This is a genomic window from Roseateles asaccharophilus (genome assembly GCF_031458115.1).
Classification (GTDB): domain Bacteria; phylum Pseudomonadota; class Gammaproteobacteria; order Burkholderiales; family Burkholderiaceae_C; genus Pelomonas; species Pelomonas asaccharophilus_A.
On sequence record NZ_JAVDXV010000006.1, the window covers coordinates 55,553 to 70,935 of the forward strand.

Consider the following 15,383-nt stretch of genomic DNA (forward strand, 5'->3'; position numbering starts at 1 on the left):
TACATTGGGTCCGCCAAACCGAACCCATCGCGCCCGCGCATGCAAACGCAAACCTACTACGCCGCCACGGCGCCCAGCCTGAGCTTCGCGCCGCTGGCCGGCGAGCATCACGCCGTTGAAGTTGCGGTGCTTGGCGGCGGATTTGCCGGGCTGGCCACGGCGCGCGGGTTGCAGGAGCGTGGCATCGCCAGCGTGGCCGTGCTGGAGGCGCAGACCATCGGCAACGGCGCCTCGGGCCGCAACGGCGGCTTCGTCTTCGGCGGCTACAGCCGCGACGCGGTGGACCTCGTGAACGACCTGGGCCTGGGGCCGGCGCGAGAGCTGTATGCGCGCAGCCGCGAGGCCGTCGCGCTGATCCGCTCACGCATAGACGCTCACGCCATCGCCTGCGACAAGGTCGAAGGCGGCGCCCTGCTCGTCAACTGGTTCCGGCACAGCGTCCACGCCGAACGACAGCTGCGTGACCAGGCGCGCTGGCTGCGCGAGCACTTCGGCGTCGTCTGGGACGAGATCGCGCCGGCGCAGGTGCGCGAATGGCTGGACACCGAGCGCTACGGCGGCGCGCTGCTGGAGCGCGACGCCTTCCACTTCCATCCGCTGAAATACGCGCTGGGACTGGCCCGCGTCATCGACCAGGCCGGCGGCCGCGTGTACGAGCACAGCCCCGTCATGGCCGTGGACCGGCAACCCGGAGACGGCTTCGTACTGCGGACGGGGCATGGCGCCGCCATCCGTGCGGCCCAGGTCGTTGTTGCGGGCGGCGCCTACCTGAAGTCCTTGCTGCCGGCGCTGACCGGCGCGCGCCTGCCCATCGCCACCTACGTCATCGCGACCGAGCCGCTGGTGCACGCGCCCATACGCACGGCATCAGCGCTGTACGACAACCGCTTCGCGTTCGACTACTACCGCATGCTGCCCGACCGCCGGCTGCTGTGGGGCGGGCGCATCTCCATCCAGGAGCGCGACCCGGCCCGCATCGCACAGATGCTGCAGGCCGACCTGTTGAAGGTCTACCCACAGCTGGCCGGCGTACGCATCGAGCACGCCTGGGGCGGGCTGATGAGCTATGCGCGGCACAAGATGCCGCAGATCGGCCAGCTGGCGCCGGGCCTGTGGTTCGCGCAGGCCTTCGGCGGCCATGGCGTGGCGCCCACGACGGTGGCCGGCGAGTGGCTGGCCGATGCGATCAGCGGCCGGGCCGACCTGCCCGCTGCATTGCAGCGCTATGGCCTGACGCCGGTGTTCGGCCAGGCCGGGCTGCTGGCGGCGCAGGCCAGCTACAGCTGGGCGGAGCTGCGCGACGCGCTGCGCGAGCGGCTCACTTGATGCGCTGCTTTTCCAGCTTGCGTGCCAGCGTGCGCCGGTGCATGCCCAGGCGGCGGGCGGTCTCGCTGATGTTGAAGTCGGTCTCGGCCAGCACCTCGTGGATGCGCTCCCACTCCAGCGTCTTGATGGAAGCCGTCTGGCGCTCGGTCACTTCCACGTCGGCGTCGCCCTGCTTGCGCGCGAACGCGGCCTCGATGTCGTCGGTGTTGGCCGGCTTGGCGAGGTAGTGGCAGGCGCCCAGCTTGATGGCCTCCACGGCGGTGGCGATGGACGCATAGCCGGTCAGCACGACGATGAGCACCTCCGGGTCCCAGCCGTGCAGGTGCTGCACGCAGGTCAGGCCCGAGGCGCCGCCGGCGAGCTTCAGGTCGACAACGGCGTGGCCCAGCTCCTGCTCGTCGGGCAATGCGTCGAGCAGCGTCTTCATGTCGTCCAGCCCGGTGGCGCGCACGACACGCCAGCCGCGGCGCTCGAAGGAGCGGGTCAGCGTGCGGGCGAAGCTGTCGTCGTCTTCGACGATGAGCAGCAGGCGGTCGTCTTCAGGCATGAGCGGGTCTGGGCAATAGCGATGCCAGCGGCAGTGTCAGGGTAACCGCGGCGCCGCCGTCTTCGCGGTTGCGCGCCTCCAGCCGCCCGCCCAGCGTGCGCGCGACGTTGACGGACAGGAACAGGCCCATGCCGCGGCCGGGCTGGCCCTTGCTGCTCTGGTAGGGCTCGCCGAAATGCGCCAGCCGCTCGGCGTCGAAGCCCGGGCCGCGGTCCAGCACGCTCAGCGACAGCGTCTCACCGTCTGCGCAGGCCACGGCCAGCGTCAGCGGCGTGCCCGGCGCGGCCTCGGCGGCGTTGTCCAGCAGGTTGCCGACGACCTGTTGCAGCGCACTGTCCGAGATGATCTGCACGTCCGGCAGCGCCTCGCATTGCAGCGCCAGCTCGGCCTGCGGGTGCGCCGCGCGCCAGTGCGCCGCCAGTCCGTCGATGAAGCTCTGCAGCGTGGCCAGCCGGGGCGCCTCGCCGCGCATGTCGCCGGCCGACATCAGGATGCCGGTGACGATGGCCTTGCAGCGCAGGATCTGGCGCTGCATCTCCTCGATCTCCTCGCGCAGCTCCGGCTCGGCGGCGAACGGCGCCATGTGGGCCCAGTCGCCCAGGATGACGCTGAGCGTGGCCAGCGGCGTGCCCAGCTCGTGCGCGGCGCCGCTGGCCAGCAGGCCCATGCGCACGATGTGGGTCTGCTCGGCGGCGCGCTGCTGGGCGGCGGCCAGCTCGGCGTCGCGCTGGCGCAGGTTGCGGTTGATGCGCACGATGAACACGGCCAGCAGGCCCACGTTCAGCAGGAAGCACAGCAGCAGGCCGCCCAGGTAGTTGGGCGACAGCGTGGTGGGCTCGGTGGGGTCCAGCAGCAGCGGGCGGTGCCATTGCGTCAGCAGCACGAAGCCGGTGACCGTGCTGAGCACGATGGCCCACAGGTAGGCCGGCCGCAGCAGCACGGACGCAACCGCGACCTGCAGCAGGTAGAGGTAGATGAAGGGGTTGTCGCTGCCGCCGGCGAGATACAGCTGCCCGGTCAGCACGCCCACGTCCACCAGCAGTGCGATGCACAGCTCCAGCTGCGACACCGGGCTGGACAGCCGGTTGCGCCACAGGCTGAACAGGTTGAACGCGACCAGCACGCCCAGCAGCGTCAGCATCTCGGCCAGCGGCAGCGTGATGGACAGGCCCAGGTGCACCACCAGCACGGTCGCCAACTGGCCGCCCACGGCCAGCCAGCGCAGCTCGATGAGCTGGCGCAGGTTGGCCTGGCCGGCACGACGCTCGGGCGCCTCGGCGGCGGGTGCGGGCAGGTGGTCGAGTTCGGTCAATTCGATGTTCCGGGGCGGCGGCGTTCCTCGCGCCACAACCAGCCGGCGGCAGCGGCCGCCATGACCGCCAGCGCGGCCCAGGTGGCGGCGTAGACGGCGTGATTGTTGGCGAAGCGCACGACGGTGAGCCCCGGACGTGGCCATCGCTGCGGCTGGGCGGGGTCGGCGGCCTCGTCGACGAAGAACGGCGCCACCGGGCCGGGAACGTTCAGCTGCGCGGCAATGCCAGCCACGTCCCGCGAGAACCAGCGGCCGGCGGCGGGGTCGTTGGCACGCAGCGGGCCGCCGTGGGGTTCGGTCAGGCGCAGCAGGCCGGTCAGCTCGATGGGTCCGGCAGGCGATTCGATGCTGCGCTGCGCGGGTGGCACGAAACCGCGGTTGACCAGCACGGCGCGGCCATCGTCCAGCCGCAACGGCGCCAGCACCCAGTAGCCGCCACCCAGCTCCGTGTTGGCCTGCACCGGCACCGAGCCGGCCTCGAAGCGGCCTTGCAGCCGCAGGCGGCGGTACTCGTCGGGCTTGCCGACTTCAGCGGTCGGCGATGCAACTGGCGCGGCGGCCAGCCGCTGTTCGACGCGGGCGATGAGGTCCTGCTTCCAGCCCAGGCGCTGGACCTGCCAGGCGCACAACGCCACGAAGCCTGCGCTGGCCAGCGCCGTGGCGGCGATCAGCGCGATGCGCGCGGCACGGATCATGTCAATCGCCTAGGGCTTGCGGGTGTCGTCGCGCTTCTTTTTCTTGCCCTGGTCGTAGTGCCACTTGATGGCCAGATACATCCCCGTGCAGAACACGACCGCCTTGAACGCCACCAGCCCGACCGGGATCCATTCCATCTTCAGGGCACTCTCTCAGCCTGGGCCTACATGTTCCGCATCGCCGCGGGATCGGGCGTGGGCATCATGTTGGTGTTCATGTGATACATGACCCAGACCGAGCCGGCCAGCATGATGACGACGAGCGCCACCGTGAACAGCAGCGCCAGCATGGACCAGCCGCCCTCGACCTTGGCGTTCATGTGCAGGAAGTACACCATGTGCACCACCATCTGCACGGCCGCAAAGCCCAGGATGATGAAGGCCGTCATCTTGGGGCTGGGCAGCACCTTGCCCATGACCAGCCAGAACGGGATGGCTGTCAGCAGCACCGACAGCACGAAGCCGACGGCGTAGCCCTTCACGCTGACGTGGAAGTCCTGCTCGCCATCGAAATGGTCGTCGCCATGATCGTGATTGCCTGCCATCACATCACTCCCATGAGATAGACGAAGGTGAAGACGCCGATCCAGACGACGTCCAGGAAGTGCCAGAACATCGACAGGCACATCAGGCGGCGGCGGTTGGGCGCGGTGAGGCCACGCTTTTGCACCTGCACCATCAGCACGACCAGCCAGATGCAGCCGAAGGTGACGTGCAGGCCGTGCGTACCCACCAGCGTGAAGAAGCTGGACAGGAAGGCGCTGCGCGCCGGGCCGGCGCCCTGGTGGATCAAGTGCTGGAACTCGTAGATTTCGATGGCCAGGAAGCCCAGGCCCAGCAGGCCCGTGACGGCCAGCCAGCCCAGCACCTGCGCCTTCTTGCGCGCCTGCATGCCCACCATGGCCATGCCATAGGTGATGGACGAGAACAGCAGCAGCGCCGTGTTGATGGCCACCAGCTGCAGGTCGAACAGGTCGGCGCCCGACGGGCCGGCCGCGTAGTTGCGGCCCAGCACGGCGTACACGGCGAACAGCACCGCGAAGATGAGGCAGTCGCTCATCAGGTAGAGCCAGAAGCCCAGCATGGTGCTGTTGGGCGGATGGTGGTGGCCGTCGTCGTAGAAGACGACCGGCGAGCCGGAGGTGGCGGTCACGCTTGCAGTCATGGTGTTGCGTTCGCTGTCAGGCCAGTGCGTCCAGCGCACGGCTGCGCTCGTCTTCCGAGCGGGTCACGACGTCGGCCTTGATGTGGTAGTCGCGGTCGTAGTTGAAGGTGTGCACGATGGCCGCGATGACCGTCGCCGCGAACAGCGCCAGCGCGATCCAGTACATGTGCCACACCAGCGCGAAGCCCAGCGCCGTGGCCAGCATCGCGATGATGAAACCGGCGCCGGTGTTGCGCGGCATGTGGATGTCCACGAAGCCGGTGCGGGGGCGCTGGTGGCCGCGGGCCTTCATGTCGTGCCAGGCATCCATCTCGTGGGCCACCGGCGTGAACGCGAAGTTGTAGTCCGGCGGCGGCGACGACGTGGACCACTCCAGCGTGCGGCCGCCCCAGATGTCGCCCGAGGTGTCGCGCAGCTCCTTGCGGCGCCACACGCTGACGGCGATCTGGATCAGGAAGGCCGCGATGCCGAACGCGATGATGACCGCGCCGATGGCCGCGATGACGAACCAGATCTGCAGCGACGGGTCCTCGAAGTGGCTGACGCGGCGCGTGACGCCCATCAGACCCAGCACGTACAGCGGCGTGAACGCGACCCAGAAGCCGATGAACCAGCACCAGAAGCTGACCTTGCCCCAGAAGGCATCGAGGCGGTAGCCGAAGGCCTTGGGGAACCAGTAGTTGATGCCGGCGAAGATGCCGAACACGACGCCACCGATGATGACGTTGTGGAAGTGCGCGATCAGGAACAGGCTGTTGTGCAGCACGAAGTCCGCCGCGGGCACGGCCAGCAGCACGCCGGTCATGCCGCCCACGGTGAACGTGATCATGAAGCCCACGGTCCACAGCATGGGCACCTCGAACTGGATGCGGCCACGGTACATCGTGAACAGCCAGTTGAAGATCTTCGCCCCGGTCGGGATGGAGATGATCATCGTCGTGATGCCGAAGAAGCTGTTGACGCTGGCGCCCGAGCCCATCGTGAAGAAGTGGTGCAGCCACACCAGGTACGACAGGATGGTGATGACCACTGTCGCGTAGACCATGGACGCGTAGCCGAACAGCTTCTTGCGGCTGAAGGTGGACACCACCTCCGAGAAGATGCCGAAGATGGGCAGGATCAGGATGTAGACCTCCGGGTGGCCCCAGATCCAGATCAGGTTCACGTACAGCATGGCGTTGCCGCCGAGGTCGTTCGTGAAGAAGTTGGTGGCCAGATAGCGGTCGGCGGTCAGCAGCGTCAGCGTCGCGGCCAGAACGGGGAAGCTGGCGACGATGAGCACGTTGGTGCACAGCGACGTCCACGTGAACACGGGCATCTTCATCAGCGTCATGCCCGGCGCGCGCATCTTGATGATGGTCGCGATCAGGTTGATGCCGGACAGCGTGGTGCCTATGCCCGCCACCTGCAGTGACCACAGGTAGTAGTCCACGCCGGGGTCAGGACTTGCCAGCAGGCCGGACAGCGGCGGGAAGGCCAGCCAGCCGGTCTTGGCGAACTCGCCGACGAATAGCGAGATCATGATCAGGATGGCGCCGCCGGCGGTCATCCAGAAGCTGAAGTTGTTCAGGAACGGGAAGGCCACGTCGCGCGCGCCGATCTGCAGCGGCACGACATAGTTCATGAAGCCCGTCACCAGCGGCATGGCGACGAAGAAGATCATGATGACGCCGTGCGCCGTGAATATCTGGTCGTAGTGGTGCGGCGGCAGGAAGCCGGCGTTGTCACCGAAGGCCATGGCCTGGTGGGCGCGCATCATGATGGCGTCGGCAAAGCCGCGCAGCAGCATGATGATGCCCAGGATCATGTACATGATGCCGATCTTCTTGTGGTCGATGCTGGTGATCCAGTCGCGCCACAGGTGGCCCCACAGCTTGAACTTCGTGATCAGCGCGAACACGAACAGGCCGCCGAGGACCACGGCGATGAAGGTCGCGATCAGGATGGGTTCGTGCAGCGGCAGCGCGTGCAGGCCCAGCCGGCCGAAGACCGGGTGGAGTTCGTCGGGATAGACGGGGGCGGTCATCGGGCGTCTTTCAGTTCTTCAGCGCAGCGCCAGTGACGGCGGCGGTCTCGATGGGCAAGCCCAGCGGGTTGGTAGGCGTGCACAGCGCGGCGACGACGATGCGCTCGCGCTGCACGCCGGCCACGTCGCGCCAGGGACTGCGCATGGTGCTGGCCACGCCACCCTTGCCGGCGCCGCCGGCGGCGTCGATTGCCATCATCTGGCTGGCACACATCTTCTTGCCGTCCACGCAGCGGTCGACGATGGCACCCCACAGGCCCGGTTCCACGCTGGCGTAGCGGCGCACCGGCTCCTTGGCGCTGGGCTGTTCCAGCTTCAGGTAGTCCTCGCGCGTCAGCGCGTGGCCACCAGCCCTGCTGTCGGCGACCCAGCGCTCGAAGTCGGTGTCGGACAGGCCGTGGAACTTGAAGCGCATGCCGGAGAAACCGGGGCCGCTGTAATGGGCGGACATCCCGTCATAGACGCCGGCCTTGTTGATGACCGCATGCAACTGCGTCTCCATGCCGGCCATCGTGTAGATCATGCCGGCCAGCGCGGGCACGTAGAAGGTGTTCATCACCGACGTGGACGTCAGGCGGAAGTGGATGGGGCGGTCCACCGGTGCGGCCAACTCGTTGACGGTGGCGATGCCCTGCTCGGGGTAGATGAACAGCCACTTCCAGTCCATCGAGACCGCGTACACCTCCAGCGGCTTCACGCCAGCGGGCACGGGCCGGTCCTCGGCGATGCGGTCCAGCGGCCGGTACGGGTCCAGCTTGTGCGTCGTGATCCACGTGATCGCGCCCAGCGCGATGATGATCAGCAGCGGTGCGCCCCAGATCACCAGCTCCAGCCGTGTGGAGTGGTCCCAGTCGGGCGCGTAGGTCGCCTCGGTGTTGGACTGGCGGTAACGGAACGCGAAAAACAGCGTCAGCACGATCACCGGGACGATGATCAGCAGCATCAGCAGCGTGGACGTGACGATGAGATCGGCCTGCTGCTGGGCGATGTCGCCATGAGGCTTCATGACGATGCCGTTGCAACCGCTCAATGCGAAGCTGGCCGACAAGACCGCAGCGCTGGCTGTGAGAGACTTTTTGGGGTACATCCTGAGTCACGCGCGAGGGTTAACGATCTTGCACGCAGCGATGGAATGTAAGTTGATTGAGGTAAATCAACGATTGGACATTTTGTCCAAGGCATAGACGGAGACAAGCCCCCCATGGCCCCCAGCAGTACCCTCACTTCCCCCCAGTCGGGCCCGCTGACCACCCGCACCGACGAGGACCTCGCCCCCGGCGATATCGCGGTGGGCGTCATCATCGGCCGCGCCTCCGAGTATTTCGACTTCTTCGTCTTCGGCATCGCCTCGGTGCTGGTCTTCCCGCAGGTCTTCTTCCCGTTCACCGACCAACTCACCGGCACGTTGTACGCCTTCCTGGTGTTTGCGCTGGCCTTTGTCGTCCGACCCGTCGGCACGCTGATCGGCATGGAAATCCAGCGCAAGTTCGGCCGGTCCACCAAGCTGACCGTCGCGCTGTTCCTGCTGGGCTGCTCCACCGTGGCCATGGGCCTGCTGCCCGGCTACAACACGGCCGGCGAGACGGCCATCGTGCTGCTGGCGCTGTGCCGCGTGGGCCAGGGCCTGGCGCTGGGCGGCTCCTGGGACGGCTTGCCGTCGCTGCTGGCGCTGAACGCGCCGCCCGAGCGCCGCGGCTGGTACGCCATGCTGGGCCAGCTGGGGGCGCCGCTGGGTTTCCTCGTCGCGTCCAGCGTGTTCCTGTACGTCTACAGCAGCCTGAACAGCGACGACTTCCTGTCCTGGGGCTGGCGCTTCCCGTTCTTCACGGCCTTCGCCATCAACGTGGTGGCGCTGTTCGCCCGCCTGCGCCTGGTCGTCACGCACGAGTACGAAAAGCGCATGGAGGAGCACGAGCTGGACCCGGCCCACCTGCACGAGCTGCTGCCCGCGCAAGGCCACCACATCGTCATCGGCGCCTTTGCCGCGCTGGCCAGCTACGCCCTTTTCCACCTGGTGACGGTGTTCCCGCTGTCCTGGGTGGCCCTGTCCGACCCCACCGGCATCGACGACTTCATGAAGATGGAGCTGCTGGGCGCTGCCTTTGCCGCCGTGGCCATGCTGATGTCGGGGCTGATCGCCGACAAGGTCGGCCGCCGCAACTTCCTGGGCTCGCTGGCCGTGGCCATCGGCGTGTTCGCGGTGGCCGCGCCCTTCATGCTGGGCGGCGGCAAGCCGGGCCAGGCGGCTTTCCTGCTGATCGGATTCGTGCTGCTGGGCCTGTCCTACGGCCAGTCGGCTGGCTCGGTCACATCCAACTTCCTGCCCCATTTCCGCTACACGGGTGCCGCGCTGACGGCCGACCTGGCCTGGCTGCTGGGAGCCGCTTTCGCGCCGGTCGTCGCGCTGTACCTGTCGTCGCAGTTCGGGCTGATCTCGCTGACGGCCTACCTGATGTCGGGCTGCCTGGGCACGCTGATCGCGCTGCGGGTCAACAAGCGGCTGCAGGCCGCGGCGGTCGTGCACGACTGAGGCACACAAGTGCCATGAAGCGGGCCTCGGCCCGCTTTTCTTTGGCTCAACAGTTTCCAATTTTGGAAAGTTTCAATAAACTTAGCCATATCGGAAACTGAACGGAGAGGCTCATGGCGCTCACGCTGCACTACCACCCGCTGTCCTCCTACTGCTGGAAGGTGTTGATCGCGCTCTACGAGAACGGCACGCCGTTCAAGCTCCAGGGCGTCAACCTGGGTGATCCCGCCTCGCGAGATGCCTATGCCGCGCTGTGGCCCACCGCCAAGATCCCGCTGCTGGTGGACGGCGAGCGCGTGGTGCCCGAAAGCTCGGTGCAGATCGAGTACCTGGACTATCGCCACCCGGGCCCGGTCCCGCTGATCCCGGACGACTTCGACGCTCAATTGCAGGTGCGGTTGTGGGACCGGTTGTTCGACTGCTATGTGATGACACCCGCACAGCGCTACGTGGCCCAGTTGCTGCGCCCGGAGGCCGAACGCGACGCGGCCGCGTTGAGCGGCATCGTCAACGACCTCGGCAAGGCCTACGACCTGATCGAAAGCCGCATGGGTGAGCGCACCTGGGCCGCCGGCGGATCGTTCTCCATGGCCGACTGCGCCGCGGCGCCCTCGCTGTTCTATGCGGCCGTCATCCGCCCCTTCGGGCCCGAGCATCCGCTGCTGGCGGCCTACTTCGAACGCCTGCTGGCCCGGCCGTCGGTCTGGCGCTGCATCGTCGAAGCCCGCCCCGTCTTCCCCTACTACCCGTTGCGCCATGCCCTCCCCGCACGCTTCCTCGCCGACTGACGCCGCGCGGCTGGACCGCCTCTTCGCCGCGCTGTCCGACGGCAACCGCCGCGCGATGGTGGACCAGCTCGCCCGCGGGCCCGCCTCGGTGTCGGATCTAGCCAAGCCACTGGACATCGCGCTGCCCTCGGCGCTGAAGCACCTCGCCGTGCTGGAGGCTGGCGGCCTCGTCGAATCCGACAAGGCCGGCCGCGTGCGCACCTACCGCATCGCGCCGGACGCCTTCACCGGGCTGGAGGACTGGGTGAGCCAGCGCAAGGCGCAATGGCACCGCCAGTTCGACGCGCTGGACGCGCTGCTTGCAGAACAGGACAACAAGACGTGACCCCGACCGCCCACACCAGCTTCGTCATCGAACGCCGCTTCAAGGCCTCCGCCGCCCGCGTGTTCGCCGCCTGGGCCGACCCGGCCACCAAGCAGCGCTGGAACGATTGCCACGCCGAGACCGGCGCGACCGAATTCAGCATGGACTTTCGCGTCGGTGGCCTCGAGACCTACCGCAGCCGGCTGGACGACGGCACGACCATCGCCGTGGACAAGGTGTTCCTGGACATCGTGGCCGAGTCGCGCATCGTGTTCGCGTACTCGATGGCGATAGGCGGCAAGGCGCTGTCGGCGTCGCTGGTCACGGCCGAGTTCGCGGACACCCCGTCCGGTTCAGCGTTGAAGCTGACCGAGCAACTGGCCTACTTCGATGGTCACATAGACATCGAGCAGCGCCGGCGAGGCACCGAAGAAGGTCTCGATCGGCTGCTGCTCGAAGTGGACGCCGTTTAACCCAGCGCCTTGCGCGCGTTCTGGAACATGCGCAGCCACGGGCTGTGCTGTGCGCGGTCGCCGCTGGTCCAGCTCATCTGCACATTGCGGAACACGCGCTCCGGGTGCGGCATCAGCGCGGTGAAGCGGCCGTCGGCCGTGGTCACCGAGGTCAGGCCGCCCGGGCTGCCATTGGGGTTGAACGGGTAGGCCTCGGTCGCCGCGCCGTGGTTGTCCACGTAGCGCATGGCGCCGATGACCTTGGTCGCATCGCCCTGACGCGCGAAGTTGGCGTAACCCTCGCCGTGCGCGACGGCGATGGGCAGCCGGCTGCCGGCCATGCCCTGGAAGAACACGCTGGGGGATTCCAGCACTTCCACCAACGACAGCCGCGCCTCGAACTGCTCGCTCTGGTTGCGCGTGAAGCGCGGCCAGGCGTCGGCGCCCGGGATGATGGGCGCGAGCGCGGCCAGCATCTGGCAGCCGTTGCAGACGCCCAGCGCCAGCGTGTCCTGCCGTGCGAAGAACGCGCGGAACTGCTCGGCCAGCACGGGGTTGAACATGATGGAGCGCGCCCAGCCTTCGCCGGCGCCCAGCGTGTCGCCGTAGCTGAAGCCGCCGCAGGCGACGAAGGCCGCGAAGCCGTCCAGCTTGACCGCGCCGCTGTGCAGGTCGCTCATGTGCACGTCGAAGCTGTCGAAGCCGCCCAGCGACATCGCGTAGGCCATTTCGATGTGCGAGTTGACGCCCTGCTCGCGCAGGATGGCAACCTTGGGCTTGGCGCCGGTCGACACAAAGGGCGCTTCCGGCGTGAACGTCAGGTGCAAGTGCATGCCGGGGTCGTCGGCCTTGCCGGCTGCAGCGTGTTCGGCAGCAGCACACGCGGGGTTGTCGCGCAGCTGGGCGATGCGGGAACTGACCTCGTCCCAGGTTTGCTGCAGCGTGGTCAGGTCGGCGCTGAAGACCTTCTTCGCATCGCGCCAGACTTCCATCTGACGCGCCGCATTCGGCTTGGCCACGACGTGCGAATGCTTGGACAGGCCGTGCGCGCGCAGCACCTGCATGACCGCATCGCGGTCGGCGGCGCGCACCTGGATCAGCGCGCCCAGCTCCTCGCTGAACAGCGCGCGCAGCGTCAGCTCGTCACGGCGGCCGCTGACCTGGGCCGCCCAGTTCTTGGAGTCGCCCATCTCGGCGCGGCTGTCGCTGATGCCGTCGCCTTCGGTGACCAGCATGTCCACGTTCAGGCTCAGGCCGGTCTGGCCGGCGAAGGCCATCTCGCAGGCCGCCGCCCACAGGCCGCCGTCGGAGCGGTCGTGGTAGGCCAGCAGCTGACCGGCGGCGCGCAGTTCGTTGACGGCGTTGACCAGCGACACCAGCGACTGCGGCTCGTCCAGGTCCGGCACATCGCCGCCGAACTGGTTCAGCGTCTGCGTCAGGATGGAGCCGCCCATGCGGTGCTTGCCCTGGCCCAGGTCCACCAGGATCAGCGCCGAGTCCTCGCGCTGCCATTCCGGCGTCAGCGTGCCGCGCACGTCGGCCACGCTGGCGAACGCGGTGACGATCAGCGACACCGGCGCGGTGACCTGCTTGTCATCCCACTTGGTGCGCATGGACAAGGAATCCTTGCCGACCGGAATCGAGATGCCCAGCGCCGGGCACAGCTCCATGCCCACGGCCTTCACGGTGTCGAACAGCGCGGCGTCCTCGCCGGCTTCGCCGCAGGCGGCCATCCAGTTCGCGCTGAGCTTCACGCGCGGCAGCTCGATGGGCGCGGCCAGCAGGTTGGTGATGGCCTCGGCCACGGCCATGCGGCCGGATGCCGGCGCGTTGACGGACGCCAGCGGCGTGCGCTCGCCCATGCTCATGGCCTCGCCGGCAAAGCCCTTGAAGTCGGCCAGCGTGACGGCACAGTCGGCCACCGGCACCTGCCAGGGGCCCACCATCTGGTCGCGGTGGTTCAGACCGCCCACGGTACGGTCGCCGATGGTGACGAGGAAGCGCTTCGACGCCACGGTCGGGTGGCGCAGCACGTCGAACGCCGCCTGTTCCAGCTTGACGCCGTTCAGGTCCAGCGTGCCGCCGCTACGGGCCACGCGCTTCACGTCGCGCGTCATCTTGGGCGGCTTGCCCAGCAGCACGTCCATGGGCATGTCGATGGGGTGATCGTCGCCGGACTGCTCATCGACCAGCTTCAGGTCGCGCTCCTCGGTGACGACGCCGACCACCGCGAACGGGCAGCGCTCGCGCTCGCACATCGCGGCGAAGCGGTCCAGGCTGTCCGGCGCGATGGCCAGCACGTAGCGCTCCTGGCTTTCGTTGCACCAGATTTCCTTGGGTGCCAGGCCGGACTCTTCCAGCGGCACCTTGCGCAGGTCGAAGCGCGCGCCGCGGCCGGCGTCGTTGACCAGTTCCGGGAAGGCATTGGAGATGCCGCCGGCGCCCACGTCGTGGATGGCCAGCACCGGGTTGTCCTGACCCAGGCCCCAGCAGTGGTTGATGACTTCCTGCGCGCGCCGCTCGATCTCGGGGTTGCCACGCTGCACGGAGTCGAAGTCCAGGTCGGCCGTGTTCGTGCCCGCCGCCATCGACGACGCGGCGCTGCCGCCCATGCCGATGCGCATGCCTGGGCCGCCCAGCTGGATCAGCAGGCTGCCGGCCGGGAACTCGATCTTCTTGGTCAGGTCCGAGCGGATGGCGCCCAGGCCGCCCGCGATCATGATGGGCTTGTGATAGCCGCGCTGCACGCCGTCCACGGCCTGCTCGTAGACGCGGAAGTAGCCGCCGAGATTCGGCCGGCCGAACTCGTTGTTGAAGGCCGCGCCGCCCAGCGGGCCGTCCACCATGATCTGCAGCGCCGACGCGATGTGCGCCGGCTTGCCGACCGGGTTCTGCTCCCAGCTCTCGGCAAGGCCCGGCAGATGCAGGTTGGACACGGAAAAGCCCGTCAGGCCCGCCTTGGGCTTGGCGCCACGACCGGTCGCGCCCTCGTCGCGGATCTCGCCGCCCGCGCCGGTCGAAGCGCCCGGGTGCGGCGAGATGGCTGTCGGATGGTTGTGCGTCTCCACCTTCATCAGCACCTGCGCCTGCTCCTGGCGCGCCACGTAAGCGGCACCCGGCTGCGGTGCCGGCATCCAGCGCTCGATGGCGTGGCCTTCCATGACGGCCGCGTTGTCCGAGTAGGCGATGACCGTGTGCTGCGGGCTCAGCTTCTCGGTGTTGCGGATCATGCCGAACAGGCTCAGCGGCTGCGCCTCGCCGTCGACGATGAAGTTGGCGTTGAAGATCTTGTGGCGGCAGTGCTCGCTGTTGGCCTGCGCAAACATCATCAGCTCCACGTCGCTGGGGTTGCGGCCCAGCTTCTTGAAGTTGGTCTCCAGGTAGTCGATCTCGTCGACCGACAGCGCCAGGCCGAACTCGACGTTGGCTTTTTCCAGCGCCGCGCGACCCTGCCCCAGCACGTCCACGTGCGCCAGCGGCTCGGCCGTGCGCTCATCGAACAGATGGGCCGTGTCTTCACGGGTGAAGCAGGCCGACTCGGTCATGCGGTCGTGCAGCAGCGCGGCGCAGGCGTTCAGCTCGTCCTGACTCAGCGGCTTGGCGCCACCCAGCAGGCCACTCTTGGTCGTGATGCAGTACTCGACGACGCGCTCCACGCGCTTCAGCGTAAAACCGCAGTTGCGGGCGATGTCGGTGGCCTTGGAGGCCCAGGGGCTGACGGTGCCGAAGCGCGGCGTGACGACGATCAGGTCGCCTTCCGAGCCCGCAGCGGCCGGCTCGCCATAGGTCAGCAGCGCGGCGAAGCGCTCGCGGGTCTCGGCGTCCAGCGCCCCTTCGGTCCATACCCAGTGCACCGCACGGGCGCTGATGCCGGTGATGCGGCCACTGACCTTTTGCAATCCGGCCAGCAAGGCCTGGGCGCGGAAGTCGGAAAGAGCGTTGCCGCCCTCGAAATGGGTCAGCTGCGGGGTCAGGGCCATGGGATCCGGGGAGTCTGGGCGCGGGCGGACGCGCGGTTCTCGGGAGGCACGCGCCCGGGCAAGCGACGGCGTGCGGAAGCACGGGATTCTACTGAGACAAGGCTCGGGATCCGCTCACGCCCACAGCGTGCTTGATATGCCCGGCTTTCGCGACGCAAATACCCGGGGCCGAATGGGCCGACCGTAGACACCAGGGCGTCACCTGACGTGACAACCCGGCTACTGCCGTAGTACCAGGACGCGAGCCGTACCGACCGC

The 15,383-nt window shown here is 68.0% G+C and carries 14 protein-coding genes; 5 read left to right on the forward strand and 9 right to left on the reverse strand.

Going from position 1 to position 15,383, the window contains the following annotated elements; translation table 11 throughout:
• The first annotated feature begins 39 nt into the window (after positions 1-39).
• Entirely contained in the window at positions 40-1,326 is a 1,287-nt protein-coding gene (locus J2X21_RS15555; protein WP_310330124.1) for an NAD(P)/FAD-dependent oxidoreductase, read from the forward strand.
• Here J2X21_RS15555 and J2X21_RS15560 read toward each other — a convergent pair.
• From J2X21_RS15560 to cyoA, 8 genes are read right to left on the reverse strand one after another with little or no spacing between them, the layout of a single operon-like run.
• The gene (locus tag J2X21_RS15560; protein ID WP_310330126.1) at positions 1,319-1,873 is read right to left on the reverse strand and encodes a response regulator transcription factor; all 555 of its coding nucleotides are present in this window, start codon (positions 1,871-1,873) and stop codon (positions 1,319-1,321) included. The two genes, J2X21_RS15555 and J2X21_RS15560, sit on opposite strands and share 8 nt — an antisense overlap.
• Complete coding sequence (locus J2X21_RS15565) at positions 1,866-3,185, reverse strand: ATP-binding protein (protein WP_310330127.1); 1,320 nt, start codon at positions 3,183-3,185, stop codon at positions 1,866-1,868. Before J2X21_RS15565 ends, J2X21_RS15560 begins: the two co-directional genes overlap by 8 nt.
• Positions 3,182-3,880, reverse strand: a complete 699-nt coding sequence (locus J2X21_RS15570) for an SURF1 family protein (protein WP_310330129.1) — start codon at positions 3,878-3,880, stop codon at positions 3,182-3,184. The genes J2X21_RS15565 and J2X21_RS15570 overlap by 4 nt, the downstream gene beginning before the upstream one ends.
• Before the next feature lie 9 nt (positions 3,881-3,889).
• Positions 3,890-4,018, reverse strand: a complete 129-nt coding sequence (locus J2X21_RS15575) for a hypothetical protein (protein WP_310330131.1) — start codon at positions 4,016-4,018, stop codon at positions 3,890-3,892.
• A gap of 26 nt (positions 4,019-4,044) precedes the next feature.
• Complete coding sequence (gene cyoD, locus J2X21_RS15580; protein WP_310330132.1) at positions 4,045-4,425, reverse strand: cytochrome o ubiquinol oxidase subunit IV; 381 nt, start codon at positions 4,423-4,425, stop codon at positions 4,045-4,047.
• Positions 4,425-5,045 (reverse strand): cytochrome o ubiquinol oxidase subunit III, encoded by a 621-nt coding sequence (gene cyoC, locus J2X21_RS15585; RefSeq protein ID WP_310330133.1) that lies wholly within the window; start codon positions 5,043-5,045, stop codon positions 4,425-4,427. Before cyoC ends, cyoD begins: the two co-directional genes overlap by 1 nt.
• A 16-nt stretch (positions 5,046-5,061) precedes the next feature.
• The gene (cyoB, locus tag J2X21_RS15590) at positions 5,062-7,071 is read right to left on the reverse strand and encodes a cytochrome o ubiquinol oxidase subunit I (protein ID WP_310330135.1); all 2,010 of its coding nucleotides are present in this window, start codon (positions 7,069-7,071) and stop codon (positions 5,062-5,064) included.
• Between the two features lie 10 nt (positions 7,072-7,081).
• Entirely contained in the window at positions 7,082-8,158 is a 1,077-nt protein-coding gene (cyoA, locus tag J2X21_RS15595; RefSeq protein WP_310330137.1) for a ubiquinol oxidase subunit II, read from the reverse strand.
• Positions 8,159-8,272: 114 nt separating this feature from the next.
• Here cyoA and J2X21_RS15600 point away from each other — a divergent pair, with 114 nt between their 5' ends.
• The 4 genes from J2X21_RS15600 (at position 8,273) to J2X21_RS15615 (ending at position 11,166) form a co-directional block, all read left to right on the forward strand.
• Positions 8,273-9,601 (forward strand): MFS transporter, encoded by a 1,329-nt coding sequence (locus J2X21_RS15600; protein WP_310330139.1) that lies wholly within the window; start codon positions 8,273-8,275, stop codon positions 9,599-9,601.
• Between the two features lie 113 nt (positions 9,602-9,714).
• Complete coding sequence (locus tag J2X21_RS15605; RefSeq protein ID WP_310330140.1) at positions 9,715-10,389, forward strand: glutathione S-transferase family protein; 675 nt, start codon at positions 9,715-9,717, stop codon at positions 10,387-10,389.
• The gene (locus J2X21_RS15610; protein ID WP_310330141.1) at positions 10,358-10,714 is read left to right on the forward strand and encodes an ArsR/SmtB family transcription factor; all 357 of its coding nucleotides are present in this window, start codon (positions 10,358-10,360) and stop codon (positions 10,712-10,714) included. Before J2X21_RS15605 ends, J2X21_RS15610 begins: the two co-directional genes overlap by 32 nt.
• Positions 10,711-11,166 carry an SRPBCC family protein gene (locus J2X21_RS15615; RefSeq protein WP_310330142.1) on the forward strand — a complete coding sequence of 152 codons (456 nt, stop codon included), beginning with the start codon at positions 10,711-10,713 and terminating at the stop codon, positions 11,164-11,166. The genes J2X21_RS15610 and J2X21_RS15615 overlap by 4 nt, the downstream gene beginning before the upstream one ends.
• On the opposite strand, the gene purL is transcribed toward J2X21_RS15615, so the two are convergent.
• Complete coding sequence (gene purL / locus J2X21_RS15620) at positions 11,163-15,125, reverse strand: phosphoribosylformylglycinamidine synthase (protein WP_310330143.1); 3,963 nt, start codon at positions 15,123-15,125, stop codon at positions 11,163-11,165. The two genes, J2X21_RS15615 and purL, sit on opposite strands and share 4 nt — an antisense overlap.
• Between the last annotated feature and the right edge of the window lie 258 nt (positions 15,126-15,383).

Coding starts and splice junctions, on each gene's coding strand:
- J2X21_RS15555 (WP_310330124.1), top strand. CDS start 40: ATGCAAACGCAAACCTACTACGCCGCCACGGCGCCCAGCCTGAGCTTC.
- J2X21_RS15560 (WP_310330126.1), bottom strand. CDS start 1,873: ATGCCTGAAGACGACCGCCTGCTGCTCATCGTCGAAGACGACGACAGC.
- J2X21_RS15570 (WP_310330129.1), bottom strand. CDS start 3,880: ATGATCCGTGCCGCGCGCATCGCGCTGATCGCCGCCACGGCGCTGGCC.
- J2X21_RS15575 (WP_310330131.1), bottom strand. CDS start 4,018: ATGGAATGGATCCCGGTCGGGCTGGTGGCGTTCAAGGCGGTCGTGTTC.
- cyoD (WP_310330132.1), bottom strand. CDS start 4,425: ATGGCAGGCAATCACGATCATGGCGACGACCATTTCGATGGCGAGCAG.
- cyoC (WP_310330133.1), bottom strand. CDS start 5,045: ATGACTGCAAGCGTGACCGCCACCTCCGGCTCGCCGGTCGTCTTCTAC.
- cyoB (WP_310330135.1), bottom strand. CDS start 7,071: ATGACCGCCCCCGTCTATCCCGACGAACTCCACCCGGTCTTCGGCCGG.
- cyoA (WP_310330137.1), bottom strand. CDS start 8,158: ATGTACCCCAAAAAGTCTCTCACAGCCAGCGCTGCGGTCTTGTCGGCC.
- J2X21_RS15600 (WP_310330139.1), top strand. CDS start 8,273: ATGGCCCCCAGCAGTACCCTCACTTCCCCCCAGTCGGGCCCGCTGACC.
- J2X21_RS15605 (WP_310330140.1), top strand. CDS start 9,715: ATGGCGCTCACGCTGCACTACCACCCGCTGTCCTCCTACTGCTGGAAG.
- J2X21_RS15610 (WP_310330141.1), top strand. CDS start 10,358: ATGCCCTCCCCGCACGCTTCCTCGCCGACTGACGCCGCGCGGCTGGAC.
- purL (WP_310330143.1), bottom strand. CDS start 15,125: ATGGCCCTGACCCCGCAGCTGACCCATTTCGAGGGCGGCAACGCTCTT.